Below are 13,037 nucleotides of genomic sequence, written 5' to 3' on the forward strand. Positions count from 1 at the left end.
TTGTAACGTCCGACACCCGAAGCGTGTGGAGGTTCAGCGCGGCGCGGACGGGATGATCGGTGCCGAGGCGCCCGGCGCCACCACCCCCAGCGAGATGATGTAGCGCATGCCGTCCTCGACCGACACATCGAGGAATTTCAGCTGATCGGCCGGCACCTGCATGATGAAACCACCGGTCGGATTCGGCGTGGTCGGCACGAATACCGGAATCAGTTCCTGCCCGGTGACCTCGGTCACCACCCGCAGCGGATCACCGGCCTGAAACCCGACCGTCCACAGGCCGGGCCGCGGCCATTCGATCAGCACCACGCGCTTGAACGCGGTGGATTCCTGAGAAAACAGCGTCTCGGCGAGCTTCTTGACGCCGCCGTACAGCGTGCGGACCAGCGGAATTCGGAACAGCAGTTCCTCCGCCCAGTTCAACATCCGGCTGCCGAGGAAATTCGCCGCCAGCGCGCCGGTGCCGAGCACCAGCGCCACGCTGAGCACCACGCCCAAGCCCGGAAAATCCGGCCGGATCGATGGCGGAATCAGCAGCAGGCTGGTGTCCAGCAGGCCGACGAGAAAACGGATGACCAGCAGCGTTGCCGCCAGCGGCACCCAGATCAGCAGGCCGGCGAAGAACCACTGCCGCAGCAGGCGTGGCGCTGCGGCGGGCGGCGGCGACTCCGGCGCCCCGGTCGAGTCCGGATCGGTCACCCGCTCAGGCAGCCGGCGTCGTGCTGGCTGCAGCCGGGGCCGGCGCAGCAGCGGCGGCCGTGCTCGTCGACTCGGACTTGGTCGTGCTGCCGGTCGAGCCCTCGCCCGCCAGATTGCGCTTGGTGTCGGAACCGGACTTGAAGTCGGTTTCGTACCAGCCGCCACCCTTCAGCCGGAAGCCGGCCGCCGAAATCTGCTTGGTCAGGTTCGGCGTATGGCAGGACGGGCAATCAGTCGCCGGCGCATCCGACATCTTCTGCAGGATCGTGGTCGACTTGCCGCAGTGGGTGCAGGCGTATTCGTAAAACGGCATGGCTTCACCTCGAAAACGTGATTCTAGTCCGAGTACCGACGAATGGGCCCGCCAACTTGGTTTTCAAGCAGGCCCCGTACCCCGACGACTGTGCCTGCCGGGTCGGTCCGCTCAGAACGAATCCCCCGGCACCCGCACCCAGCCTTCCATCAGGATGCGTGCGGAGCGCGACATGATCGCCTTCTTGACCACCCACTGACCGTTCTCCTGCGCCGCCGCCGCGCCGACGCGCAGGCTGCCGCTCGGATGGCCGAAGCGCACGGCCTCGCGCGCGCCGCCGCCCGCCGCCAGATTGACCAGCGTGCCGGGAATCGCCGCCGCGGTGCCGATCGCCACGGCCGCCGTGCCCATCATCGCGTGGTGCAGCTTGCCCATCGACAGCGCACGGACATTCAGATCGATCTCGTCGGCCTTGATCAGTTTGCCGCTCGACGCGGTGTAGTCCTGCGGCGGCGACACGAACGCGATCTTCGGCGTGTGCTGGCGCTTGGCCGCTTCCTCCGGCGTCTTGATCAGGCCCATGCGCAGCGCACCGGCGACGCGAATCGCCTCGAACTTCGCGAGCGCCTCGGGCTTGGTATTGATCGCTTCGCGCAGCTCGGTACCGGTGTAGCCGATCTCGGCGGCGTTGACGAACACGGTCGGAATGCCGGCGGTGATCATCGTGGCCTTGAGCGTGCCGATGCCCGGCACGTCGAGATCGTCGACCAGATTGCCGGTCGGAAACATCGACCCGCCCTCATCGCCGTCGTCCGACGGGTCCATGAACTCGAGGACGATCTCGGCGGCCGGGAAGGTCACGCCGTCCAGCTCGAAGTCACCGGTCTCCTGCACCTGACCGTTGCTGACCGGCACATGGGCGATGATGGTTTTCCGGATGTTGGCCTGCCAGATGCGCACGACACAGGTGCCGTTTTCCGGCACGCGCGCCGGATCGATCAGGCCGGCGTGGATCGCGAACGCGCCGGCTGCGGTCGACAGGTTGCCGCAGTTGCCGCTCCAGTCGACGAAGGCCTTGTCGATCGAGATCTGGCCGTAGAGATAGTCCACATCGTGACCGGGCTGCGTGCTTTTCGACAGCATCACGCACTTGGACGTGCTGGACGTAGCACCTCCCATGCCGTCGATGTGCGCCGCATACGGGTCCGGGCTGCCGATCACGCGCAGCAGCAGCTTGTCACGCGCCTCGCCCGGCACCTGGCAGCGCTCGGGCAGATCGGCGAGCTTGAAGAACACGCCCTTGGACGTGCCGCCGCGGATGTAGGTGGCGGGAATCTTGATTTGGGGAACGTGGGACATGGCGTTCAGATGCGTCGATGAAAAGGATGGGATGGCCGAGCCGCGAATCGTCGCGTCCGTCAGCCTTCGTCGGGAATGGAGGGCTCGACCAGTTGCGCGAGCATCGTCAGCGACTCCTGCCAGCCGAGATAGCACATCTCCGGCGGAATCGCGTCGGGGATGCCGCCCTGTTCGATGCTGAGCTCGGTACCGCAGAGCACGGCCTTGAGCGACACCGTCACGCTCATCTCGCCCGGCAGGTTCGCATCGTCGAACTGATCGACGTAGCGCAGCCGCTCGCCCGGCACCAGCTCCAGATACCGGCACGCGAAAGCGTGGCGCTTGCCGGTGCCGAAATTGGTGAAGGACATGCGATAGCCGCCGCCAACCCGAATGTCGGTGGCATGGACCGTCGCGGTAAAGCCATGCGGAGGGAGCCACTTCACTAGGGCCGCGGGGTCGATGAATGCCCGGTACACGCGCTCCGGCGGCGCCTTGAGGATGCGGTGGAAGCGGACGGTACCGGGCATGGTCATTGCTCCAGGAGTGAGGCGGGACAGGGCGATGCCATCGGCACCGCCCTGTCCGGACGACGCATGAGCGGCTTCGAAATCGACAGCCCGATTTTCAGGCGGCCTGGGTCTGCGCCAGGAAATCCACCGCAAACCGCTGCAGCACGCCGCCCGCTTCGTAGACCAGCACTTCCTCGTCGGAATCGAGACGGCAGGTCATCGGCACTTCGACGCGCTCCCCGTTCTTCCGCGTGATCACCAGCGTCAAGGTCGTGCGCGGTGCCAGCTTGCCCTCGACGTCGTAAGTCTCGGTGCCGTCGATGCCCAAGGTCAGTCGCGTCGTGCCCGGCTTGAACTCCAGCGGCAGCACGCCCATACCGATCAGATTCGTCCGGTGGATGCGCTCGAAGCCTTCGGCGGCGATCACTTCGACACCGGCCAGACGCACGCCCTTGGCGGCCCAGTCACGCGAGCTGCCCTGACCGTAGTCGGCACCGGCGACGATGATCAGCGGCTGCTTGCGTTCCATGTAGGTCTCGATCGCTTCCCACATGCGCACGACCTTGCCGTCCGGCTCGATGCGCGCCAGCGAACCCTTCTTGACCTTGCCATCGACGATCGCCATTTCGTTGACCAGCTGCGGGTTGGCGAAGGTCGCGCGCTGCGCGGTCAGATGGTCGCCGCGATGCGTGGCGTACGAATTGAAGTCCTCTTCCGGCACGCCCATCTTGTGCAGGTATTCGCCTGCGGCGCTGTCCATCATGATCGCGTTCGAGGGCGAGAGATGGTCGGTGGTGATGTTGTCCGGCAGCACCGCCAGCGGGCGCAGGCCCTTCAAGGTGCGGGCACCGGCCAGCGCACCTTCCCAGTACGGCGGACGGCGGATGTAGGTGCTCATCTCGCGCCAGGCATACAGCGGGCTGATCGACTTGCCGTCATCGGCTTCCTTCCTGAACATCGGCTCGTAGACGGCCCGGAACTGCGTGGGGTTCACGCTCTTCGCGACCACCGCGTCGATCTCGGCATCGGTCGGCCAGATGTCCTTGAGCGTGACTGGCTTGCCGTCCTTGTCCAGACCGAGCACGTCCTTCTCGATGTCGAAACGCACCGTGCCGGCGATCGCATAGGCGACGACCAGCGGCGGGCTGGCGAGGAAGGCCTGCTTCGCATACGGATGGATGCGGCCATCGAAGTTGCGGTTGCCGGACAGCACGGCGGTCGCGTACAGGTCACGGTCGATGATTTCCTGCTGGATCTTCGGATCGAGCGCGCCGCTCATGCCGTTGCAGGTGGTGCAGGCGAACGCGACGATGCCGAAGCCAAGCGCTTCGAGTTCGCTGAGCAGCTGCGCGTCCTTCAGATAGCTTTCGACGACCTTCGAGCCGGGCGCCAGCGATGACTTCACCCACGGCTTGCGGGTCAGGCCGGCCTTGTTCGCGTTGCGGGCCAGCAGGCCGGCGGCGATCACGTTGCGCGGGTTCGAGGTGTTGGTGCAACTGGTGATCGCGGCGATGATCACCGCGCCATCCGGCATCTTGCCGTCCGCCGGCAACTCCCACGGGGCCGCGATGCCACGCTCGGCGAGGGCCGACGTCGGCAGGCGCTTGTGCGGGTTGCTCGGGCCGGCCATGTTGCGGACCACGGTACCGAGATCGAAGGTCAGCACGCGCTCGTACTGGGCGGTCTTCAGATCATCGGCCCACAGGCCGCAGTGCTTGGCATAGGTCTCGACCAGCTTGACCTGCTCGTCCGAGCGGCCGGTGAGCTTGAGGTAGTCGATGGTGTTCTGGTCGATGAAGAACATCGCCGCCGTGGCGCCGTATTCGGGTGCCATGTTGGAAATGGTCGCGCGATCGCCCAAGGTCAGCGCGGCAGCGCCCGGACCGCGGAATTCCAGATAGTGGCCAACGACCTTTTCCTTGCGCAGGAATTCGGTCAGCGCCAGCACCACGTCGGTGGCGGTGATGCCCGGACCCGGCTTGCCGGTCAGTTCGACACCGGTGATGTCCGGCAGGCGCATCCACGAGGCGCGGCCCAGCATCACGTTCTCGGCTTCCAGGCCGCCGACGCCGATGGCGATGACGCCGAGCGCATCGACGTGCGGCGTGTGGCTGTCGGTGCCGACGCAGGTGTCCGGGAACGCGACGCCATCCTGCGTGTAGATCACCGGGCTCATTCGCTCCAGGTTGATCTGATGCATGATCCCGTTGCCCGGCGGGATCACTTCCATGTTCTTGAACGCCTTCTTGGTCCAGTCGATGAAGTGGAAGCGATCATCGTTGCGGCGATCTTCCACCGCACGGTTCTTCGCGAACGCATCGCGGTCATAGCCGCCGTACTCCACCGCCAGCGAGTGGTCGACGATCAGCTGCACCGGCACCACCGGATTCACTTTTGCTGGGTCGCCGCCCATGTCAGCGATCGCGTCACGCAGACCGGCGAGATCGACCAGTGCGGTCTGACCGAGGATGTCGTGGCAGACCACGCGCACCGGGAACCACGGGAAATCGAGATCGCGCTTGCGCTCGATCAGCTGACCCAGATAGGCCGCGACCTTTTCCGGCTCGCCCTTGCGCACCAGATTCTCGGCGTGCACGCGTGCGGTGTACGGCAAGGTCGCGTAGGCACCGGGCTTGATGGCATCGACTGCGGCGCGGGCGTCGAAATAGTCGAGCGAGGTGCCGGGAAGGTTCTTACGGTAGGCGGTGTTCATGGGGGCGTCAGGCGGGAAGCGTGAGGGGTGAGGCGGAACGCCGGTGAGGCATGAGGGGCGACAGGGGCTTTCACGCCTCCCGCCTCACCCCTCACGCCTCGCGGAAGCGCGTTACTTGCGCTCGGCCAGCGGCACGAACGTCAGGTCTTCCGGGCCGACGTAGTTCGCGCTCGGACGGATGATCTTGCCGTCGATGCGCTGCTCGATGACGTGCGCGCTCCAGCCGCTGGTGCGGGCGATCACGAACAGCGGCGTGAACATCGCGGTCGGCACGCCCATCACGTGATAGCTGACGGCCGAGAACCAGTCGAGGTTCGGGAACATCTTCTTGATGTCCCACATCACCGTTTCCAGACGCTCGGCGATGTCGAACATCTTGGTGCTGCCGGCTTCGATCGACAGGTCCTTGGCCACCTGCTTGATCACCTTGTTGCGCGGATCGCTGACCGTGTACACCGGGTGGCCGAAACCGATGACGACTTCCTTCTTCTCGACGCGGGCCTTGATGTCGGCTTCCGCCTCATCCGGGTTGTCGTAGCGCTTCTGGATCTCGAACGCCACTTCGTTGGCACCGCCGTGCTTCGGGCCACGCAGGGCGCCGATGCCGCCGGCAATGCACGAATACAGGTCCGAACCGGTGCCGGCGACCACGCGGCTGGTGAACGTCGAGGCGTTGAACTCGTGCTCTGCGTACAGCACCAGCGAGGTGTGCATCGCCTTGACCCAGCTGTCGCGCGGCTTTTCGCCGTGCAGCAGGTGCAGGAAGTGACCGCCGATGGAGTCGTCGTCGGTCTCGACGTCGATGATGTTGCCGTTGTGGCTGTAGTGGTACCAGTACAGCAGCATCGAGCCCAAGCTCGCCATCAGCTTGTCGGCGATGTCGCGGGCGCCCGGATGGTTGTGGTCGTCCTTCTCCGGCAGCACGCAGCCGAGGGCCGAGACGCCCGTGCGCATGACATCCATCGGATGCGAGGCCGCCGGCAGCTGTTCCAGCACGCTCTTGACCGCCGCCGGCAGGCCGCGCAACGACTTCAGCTTGGCCTTGTACGCCTTCAGTTCGGACACGTTCGGCAGCTTGCCGTGGACCAGCAGGTGTGCGATCTCCTCAAACTCGCAGGCGGCGGCGACATCGAGGATGTCGTAGCCGCGGTAGTGCAGGTCGTTGCCGGTGCGGCCGACGGTGCACAGCGCGGTGTTGCCGGCGGCGGTGCCGCTCAGGGCGACGGACTTCTTCGGCTTGAAGCCGGGGGCGGCGGTGGTTTCGCTCATGGTGTCTCCTGGTTGTTCGTGGGGTGCAGTCGACGCGGGCTGGAGCCCGCTGGGCTTACTTCTTCTTCGCGGCGAACAGCGCGTCGAGACGGTTCTCGAACGCGTGATAGCCGATGCGGTCGTACAGCTCGGCGCGGGTCTGCATCAGCTCGACCACGTCCTTCTGGTGGCCGTTGGCGCGCACCGAGGTATAGACCGCTTCCGCCGCCTTGTTGGCCGCGCGGAACGCGCTCAGCGGGAACAGCTGGATGGCGACGCCGACGGAGGCCAGTTCGTCACGCGTGAACAGCGGCGTGGCGCCGAACTCGGTGATGTTGGCCAGCACCGGCACCTTCACGGCGTCGACGAAACGCTGGTAGGTCGCGAGGTCGTAGGCGGCCTCGGCGAAGATGCCGTCGGCGCCGGCTTCAACACAGGCGATCGAGCGCTCGATTGCCGCATCGACGCCTTCGGCCTGGATCGCGTCGGTGCGGGCGATGATGAAGAAGTCGGCATCGGTCTTGGCATCGGCGGCCGCCTTGACGCGGTCGACCATCTCGTCCTTCGGCACGATTTCCTTGCCCGGGCGATGGCCGCAGCGCTTCGCCCCCACCTGATCCTCGATGTGGCAGGCCGCGGCGCCGGCCTTGATCAGCGACTTCACGGTGCGCTCGATGTTGAAGGCGCTGGCGCCGAAGCCGGTGTCGATGTCGACCAAGAGCGGCAGGTCGCAGACGTCGGTGATGCGGCGGGTGTCGGTCAGCACGTCGTCCATCGTGTTGATGCCGAGGTCCGGCATGCCGAGGGAACCGGCGGCGACACCGCCACCCGACAGGTAGATCGCCTTGAAGCCGGCGCGCTTGGCCAGCAGCGCGTGGTTGGCGTTGATGGCGCCGATCACCTGCAGCGGCTTTTCGGCAGCGAGAGCGGCGCGGAAACGGGCACCGGCGGAAGACGTCATGAGCAACTCCTTGATGATCGGGCGGGCGACGGAGGCAGGACTTCGGCGCTCCAGCGGCCCGACGGCGGTGACGGGCGTGTCCCATACTCAAGACGCGTGCCATCTGGAAACACGGTCGGAATGGTGCTTGACCTTGATTGCAAGCTGTTGAATGGTCGACGTTTATCGGAATTCACAGCGTGCCGCGACCGTCCGGCATCTCGACCCGGACCCGCCAGGGCACGTTCCATGCAACATCTGAAACGTTGCATGGAACGGGCGCTGAGACATAATCCGCAGCATGCAGAACACCGAAACCAGCCTGCCCGCGATCTGGACCGTCAGCGTCACCCGCCTGTCGCGGCTGATGCAGGAAGTGACGCCGGAATTCGACGGCCGTGCCGTGATCGACACGATCGATCTCGGCTTCGAGGAAGCCGTCACCCACCTACGCGAGCGGCTGCGCGAGGAAGACTGCGACGTCGTGCTGTCGGCCGGCTCGAACGGCGAATACCTGCGCAACCGCATCGACAAGCCGATCGTCCTCGTCCGCCCGGACGGCTTCGATCTGATGCTGGCGCTGACCCGCGCCCGCCGGCATTCCAGCCGCATCGGCATCATCAGCTACGGCGACGAGTTGCCGGCCTTCAGCGGCTTCAAGCAGGAGTTCGGCCTGAGCATCGAGCAGCGCGCATATACCCACACCGAGGACGCGCGCGATCACGTGGCTGAACTGGTGTCGCTCGGCTGCGGCGCCATCGTCGGCACCGGCTATGTCACCGAACTGGCGGACCGCGCCGGCGTCGTCGGCATCCTGATGTATTCGCCGGAATCGATCCGCCGCGCGTTCGAGCAGGCGATCGACCTCGCCCGGATGCTGACCAACGCCCGCAGCGGCCTGCGCCGCGCGCCGAGCACGCCGGACTCCCGCTACAGCCTGCGGCGGCTGATCGGCAACAGCGAGACGATGGTGGCGCTGCGCGATCAGGTGCGGCTGTACGGCGCCAGCGACCGCACCGTGCTGATCACCGGCGAGACCGGCACCGGCAAGGAACTGGTCGCGCAGGCGTTGCACGGCGCCAGCCCACGCCGCAGTGCCGCGTTCGTGGCGATCAACTGCGGGGCGATTGCCGAATCGCTGCTGGAGTCGGAGCTGTTCGGCTACGCCGACGGCGCGTTCACCGGCTCGCGTCGCGGCGGCCGCGCCGGGCTGATCGAGGCCGCGAACGGCGGCACGTTGTTTCTCGACGAAATCGGCGAAATGCCGCTGGCGCTGCAGACGCGGCTGCTGCGGGTGCTGGAGGAACGCGAGGTGCTTCGGGTCGGCAGCGTGCGGGCCACGCCGGTCGACGTGCGCGTGATCGCGGCGACGCACTGCGAACTGGATCAGTTGGTGCGCGAAGGCCGCTTCCGGCGCGATCTGTACTACCGGCTGAACGTGCTGCGCATGGTGCTGCCGCCGCTGCGCGAGCATGCCGACGACGTGCCGCTGCTGCTGATGAGCTTCCTGCGCGCGGTCGGCGGCGGCGCGATGGTCATCGACGGCCCGGCACAGGCCGCGCTGCTGGCGCACGACTGGCCCGGCAACATCCGCGAGTTGCGCAATCTGGCCGAACGCATCGCCGTCCTCGGCCCCGCCGAGTCGCCGCTCGCGGCGCTGACCCGGCCGTTGCTGGCACGCTGCGCGCCGGAGATGTTTGCCGAGGCAAGGCCGAGTCCCCTGCCTGCGCCGGCCGCGGTTCGCGCGGATGACGCGGCGATGCCGTCGCGCCAGCGCCCGGACCCGGCCGAGCTGCAGGCGCTGCTGCTGCAGCATCGCGGTCAGCGTGCGGCGGTGGCGGCCACGCTCGGCGTGTCGCGCAGCACGCTGTGGCGCTGGCTGCAGGACGCCTAGTCCCCACGTCGCCGCCGCCGACCGCACCGACAAGCAACCCGCGGCACGCCGCGTGCGAACATCCGTCATCCAACGAACCGTCCGTTCCCATGGCGAAGCTGTACTTCCGATACGCGGCGATGAATGCCGGCAAGTCCACGGCCTTGCTGCAGGTGGCGCACAACTACGAGGAGCGCGATCAGCGCGTCGATCTGTACACCTCCGCGCTCGACGTGCGCTCCGGCTACGGCCGCATCGCGTCGCGACTGGGCGTGACGCGCGAGGCCGAGGCCTATGCCGGCAGCACCGATTTCGAGACGATCTACACCTTCCGCCCCGCACCGGCTTGCATCCTGATCGACGAGGCGCAGTTCCTGAGCGAGGCGCAGGTGATCCAGCTGCACCGCATCGCCCATCTGCGCGGCATTCCGGTGATCTGCTACGGCATCCGCAGCGATTTCCGAGGCGATGCCTTTCCCGGCTCGCGCGCGCTGCTGACGCTGGCCGACGATCTCGAGGAGATGAAGACGGTCTGCCGCTGCGGACGGAAGGCGACGATGAACCTGCGCTTCGATGCCAGCGGCCAGCAGACCCTGTTCGGCGAACAGGTCGAAATCGGCGGCGAGGATCGCTACGAGGCGGTCTGCGCGCGGCGCTTCTACACCGGCACCTGCAGCGGTTGACGCTGGTCGATCGATCGAACGGTCGGAACCGCGCCATCTGCCGCCAGAAAGCGTCGACTGCGGGTGATCATCGACGGAAGCCGATGCGAAGCCCAGCCGCTGATGACCGTGCGGAGCGCGCGCCAGCGCTGACATCGACGGCCTCTGGCGTCATTGCATTCGCCCCCCTAGTCTGCGCTTTCGCCCCTACAGGACTTGCCCGATGCGCTCGATCGTCGTCACCGGAGTTTCCACCGGCATCGGCCACAGCACCGCCACGCAACTCGCCGCCAGCGGCTTCCACGTGTTCGGCAGCGTGCGCAAGGCGGCCGATGGCGAGCGCCTGAAGCGTGCGCTGGGCGATCGTTTCACGGCGCTTCATTTCGACGTGATCGACGAGCAGGCGGTCGCCGCCGCTGCCGCACAGGTGCGCGAGGCGCTGGCCGGCGAAACGCTGGCCGGGCTCGTCAACAACGCCGGCATCGCCGTCGCCGGCCCGCTGTCGCACATTCCGCTGGCCGACTATCGGCGCCAGCTCGAGGTCAACCTGGTCGGCCCGCTGATCGTCACGCAGGCGTTTCTGCCGCAGCTCGGCATGGACCCGGCGCTGCGCGGCGACAAGGGCCGGATCGTCAACATCAGCTCGGTCGGCGGCAAGCTCGCGTTCCCGTTCCTTGGGCCGTACTGCGCGTCGAAGTTCGGCCTTGAAGGTCTGTCCGAAAGCTGGCGCCGCGAGCTGATGCTGCACGGCATCAAGGTCGTCGTCATCGGGCCGGGCAGCGTGGTGACACCGATCTGGGACAAGGCCGAGCAGCTGGATGAGGCGCCGTACGCCCAGCTCGCGATCGCGCCGGCGCTGCGCAAGTTCCAGCAGATGTTCATCAGCGAAGGCCGGCAGGGCCACCCGCCGGAAGCTGTTGCGGCGACCATCCACCATGCGTTGACCACGGCGTCGCCGAAGGTGCGCTACGCCGTGGTCCGCGGCCGGTTCAAGAACTGGACCCTGCCGTCATCGCTGCCGCCGGCGGTGCTCGATGGGCTGGTCGCTGGCCAGCTGGGTCTGAAGCCGAAGGCCTGACGCCATCGCGATGGCGGCCGGCGGCGCAGCCGCTCGCCGCCGCGTCGCGCCTCAGCGCTGGTGTGCGTCCATCAGCGTGCGGGCGGCCTTCAGCGCGCTGGTGACGGGGCCGCCGTGCGCGCAGCTCTGGCCGAAGGTCAGCCGCGCCAGATAACCACCTTCCATCAGCAGCATCAGGGCATCGCCGAGCTGGTCCGGATCGCGCGCAGACATCGCCGCCGCCAAGGTCCGGAAACGGCGGCGGATCTCGCTCTTGTGGGCCACGATGACGCTGCGCGCCGGGTGCTCGTCCTCGACGATCTCGACCGCGGCGTTGGCCAGCCCGCAGCCACGCGATTCCTTCGAGCAGGTCTTGTTGACGTGCGCCTCGAAGATCGCCTCGACCTGCGCCCGCGGGTTGCCCGCATGCGGCGCGACGACCGCATCCCACCACTGCCAGAAGCAGCGATCGCGGCTCCGCAGGTACTCCGCCACCAGCTCATCCTTGCTGGCGAAGCTGCGGTAGAAGCTCATCTTGTTGGTGCCGGCTTCGCCGACGATGGCATCGACGCCGACGGCGCGGATGCCCTGCCGGTAGAACAGGTCGCAGGCGGTCTCGAAGATGCGGTCGCGCACACGCGGCTTGCCGGGCAGTTCCGGCGCAACGCTGGCCTCGGACTTCGCGGGATTCATGGAACCATCCTGAACGGCGGCAGCCGAAGATCGGGTGCCGGAAGACGCTTGACAGTCATGTTACCGGTCGGTAACGTATCGCCACTGTTACTGATCGGTAACACCCGCCTAGCGTTGCGAGATTGCGGCTTGATGTCAAGCCAGCGCGCAACCCCACAGAGGATTTCACCATGACGACCAGGAAAGTCGCGCTGATCACCGGCGCCAACAAGGGAATCGGTTTCGAGACCGCGCGGCAGCTCGGTCAGGCCGGGGTTCACGTGCTGCTCGCCGCGCGCGATGCCGACAAGGCCGCAAAGGCCGCCGCGACGCTGGCGGCCGAAGGCCTGCCGGTCGAAGCGCTGGTGCTCGATGTCACCGACTCCGCCAGCATCGCGGCCGCCGCGGCGGCCGTGACCACGCGCTTCGGCCATCTCGACATCCTGGTCAACAACGCCGGCGTCATGCTCGACGATGGCAGCCGCAAGGTCAGCGAGCAGTCGCTGGACATCTGGCGCAACACCTTCGACACCAATCTCTTCGGCGTGATCGCCGTGACCCAGGCCTTTCTGCCGCTGCTCGCGAAGTCGCCGGCCGGCCGCATCGTCAACCTGTCGAGCGTGCTCGGCTCGAACACCCTGCATTCCACACCGGGCTCGCCGATCTACGACTACAAGGTGCCGGCCTACAACGTCTCGAAAACCGCATTGAACGGCTGGACCGTGCAGCTGGCCTACGAACTGCGCGACAGCTCGATCAAGGTCAATGCCGCGCACCCCGGCCACGTCCAGACCGACATGGGCGGCGCCAGCGCGCCGATGGCCATCCCGGATGGCGCGAAGACCAGCGTGCAGCTGGCGCTGCTGCCGGCCGACGGTCCCAATGGCGGTTATTTCCACATGGGCGCGACGCTGCCTTGGTAACGGGATGCTCGGCACACCGATAACCGCAACCGTTAAACGCAAAGGCGCGAAGGTAAAAGAAAGAACGCAAAGAACAACTCAGTAAAAAGTTGAGCAGTGTTCGGCTTTTCCTTTGCGTCCTTTCTTGGCTGTTCCTTTGCGTCTTTG

Annotated in this window: 12 protein-coding genes; 4 read left to right on the forward strand and 8 right to left on the reverse strand. The window is 66.7% G+C overall.

From position 1 onward, the window contains the following. Positions 1-33: 33 nt before the first annotated feature. The 7 genes from QZ951_RS04745 to prpB all read right to left on the reverse strand — a co-directional run bounded on the left by QZ951_RS04745 (position 34) and on the right by prpB (position 7,724). Positions 34-699: a DUF502 domain-containing protein gene (locus QZ951_RS04745; RefSeq protein WP_292999099.1), complete on the reverse strand. Its 666-nt coding sequence runs from the start codon at positions 697-699 to the stop codon at positions 34-36. A gap of 4 nt (positions 700-703) precedes the next feature. Continuing rightward, complete coding sequence (locus QZ951_RS04750; RefSeq protein WP_292999101.1) at positions 704-1,012, reverse strand: zinc ribbon domain-containing protein; 309 nt, start codon at positions 1,010-1,012, stop codon at positions 704-706. A gap of 111 nt (positions 1,013-1,123) precedes the next feature. Continuing rightward, entirely contained in the window at positions 1,124-2,311 is a 1,188-nt protein-coding gene (gene prpF, locus QZ951_RS04755) for a 2-methylaconitate cis-trans isomerase PrpF (protein WP_292999103.1), read from the reverse strand. Between the two features lie 59 nt (positions 2,312-2,370). After that, the gene (locus QZ951_RS04760; RefSeq protein WP_292999105.1) at positions 2,371-2,820 is read right to left on the reverse strand and encodes an SRPBCC family protein; all 450 of its coding nucleotides are present in this window, start codon (positions 2,818-2,820) and stop codon (positions 2,371-2,373) included. A 97-nt stretch (positions 2,821-2,917) separates the two neighbouring features. Beyond that, positions 2,918-5,515 (reverse strand): Fe/S-dependent 2-methylisocitrate dehydratase AcnD, encoded by a 2,598-nt coding sequence (gene acnD, locus QZ951_RS04765; protein WP_292999107.1) that lies wholly within the window; start codon positions 5,513-5,515, stop codon positions 2,918-2,920. 111 nt (positions 5,516-5,626) lie between these two features. Next, positions 5,627-6,784 carry a 2-methylcitrate synthase gene (gene prpC, locus QZ951_RS04770; protein ID WP_292999109.1) on the reverse strand — a complete coding sequence of 386 codons (1,158 nt, stop codon included), beginning with the start codon at positions 6,782-6,784 and terminating at the stop codon, positions 5,627-5,629. Positions 6,785-6,839: 55 nt separating this feature from the next. Continuing rightward, on the reverse strand, positions 6,840-7,724 hold the full coding sequence (prpB, locus tag QZ951_RS04775; protein ID WP_292999111.1) for a methylisocitrate lyase: 885 nt from the start codon (positions 7,722-7,724) through the stop codon (positions 6,840-6,842). Between the two features lie 280 nt (positions 7,725-8,004). Here prpB and prpR point away from each other — a divergent pair, with 280 nt between their 5' ends. The 3 genes from prpR (at position 8,005) to QZ951_RS04790 (ending at position 11,316) form a co-directional block, all read left to right on the forward strand. Beyond that, on the forward strand, positions 8,005-9,597 hold the full coding sequence (gene prpR / locus QZ951_RS04780) for a propionate catabolism operon regulatory protein PrpR (protein WP_292999113.1): 1,593 nt from the start codon (positions 8,005-8,007) through the stop codon (positions 9,595-9,597). An 89-nt stretch (positions 9,598-9,686) separates the two neighbouring features. After that, complete coding sequence (locus QZ951_RS04785) at positions 9,687-10,259, forward strand: thymidine kinase (RefSeq protein WP_292999115.1); 573 nt, start codon at positions 9,687-9,689, stop codon at positions 10,257-10,259. Between the two features lie 202 nt (positions 10,260-10,461). Beyond that, complete coding sequence (locus tag QZ951_RS04790; RefSeq protein ID WP_292999117.1) at positions 10,462-11,316, forward strand: SDR family NAD(P)-dependent oxidoreductase; 855 nt, start codon at positions 10,462-10,464, stop codon at positions 11,314-11,316. Between the two features lie 51 nt (positions 11,317-11,367). Here the strand turns inward: QZ951_RS04790 and QZ951_RS04795 are convergent, their stop codons facing one another. After that, positions 11,368-11,988 (reverse strand): TetR/AcrR family transcriptional regulator, encoded by a 621-nt coding sequence (locus QZ951_RS04795; RefSeq protein WP_292999119.1) that lies wholly within the window; start codon positions 11,986-11,988, stop codon positions 11,368-11,370. Between the two features lie 170 nt (positions 11,989-12,158). Here QZ951_RS04795 and QZ951_RS04800 point away from each other — a divergent pair, with 170 nt between their 5' ends. After that, complete coding sequence (locus QZ951_RS04800) at positions 12,159-12,890, forward strand: SDR family oxidoreductase (protein WP_292999121.1); 732 nt, start codon at positions 12,159-12,161, stop codon at positions 12,888-12,890. The last annotated feature ends 147 nt before the right edge of the window (positions 12,891-13,037 follow it).

It is taken from the genome of Nevskia sp. (assembly GCF_021732705.1).
Classification (GTDB): domain Bacteria; phylum Pseudomonadota; class Gammaproteobacteria; order Nevskiales; family Nevskiaceae; genus Nevskia.